This window comes from Pseudoalteromonas fuliginea (assembly GCF_000690055.1).
Classification (GTDB): domain Bacteria; phylum Pseudomonadota; class Gammaproteobacteria; order Enterobacterales; family Alteromonadaceae; genus Pseudoalteromonas; species Pseudoalteromonas fuliginea.
In genome coordinates this window covers 1-352 of record NZ_JJNZ01000310.1, presented here as the reverse complement: position 1 = coordinate 352, position 352 = coordinate 1, and the positions used below count along the sequence as shown (strand labels likewise).

Annotated in this window: 1 protein-coding gene; it reads left to right on the top strand. The window is 63.6% G+C overall.

Going from position 1 to position 352, the window contains the following annotated elements; genetic code table 11:
• A partial coding sequence (locus DC53_RS22370; RefSeq protein WP_033032914.1) for an adenosylcobinamide-GDP ribazoletransferase occupies positions 1-234 on the top strand: 234 nt, incomplete at its 5' end.
• Positions 235-352: the final 118 nt, after the last annotated feature.

The window sequence follows — 352 nt, the reverse complement described above, 5'->3', positions numbered from 1 at the left end:
GGCGGCAGCTTTGCCGTGGGGGCGGTGTTTGCCGTGCTGCTGGTCTTCGTACTGGCCGGCCCGGCAACCAATGTGCTGGCGCTGGGTTTTGTCCTGATCGCGACGGTCGCAGTGATCGCCGGCTGGACGGCGCTGTGCAAGCGGCTGGTGGGCGGGCAGAGCGGCGACCTGATCGGGGCGCTGGCTGCGCTGCTCGAAATTGCGGTGCTGTGTGGCTTGCTGGCGTTCGTGTGATGACGCAAGGCTTGAAAGTGTCCACCGGAATGCCTTTATCGGAGTGACCCCTTGCCGAAAGCGGAAAGCGCACCAGCATGATCTTTATCGGAATTGCGCTGCTGATCGCGGTGGGACT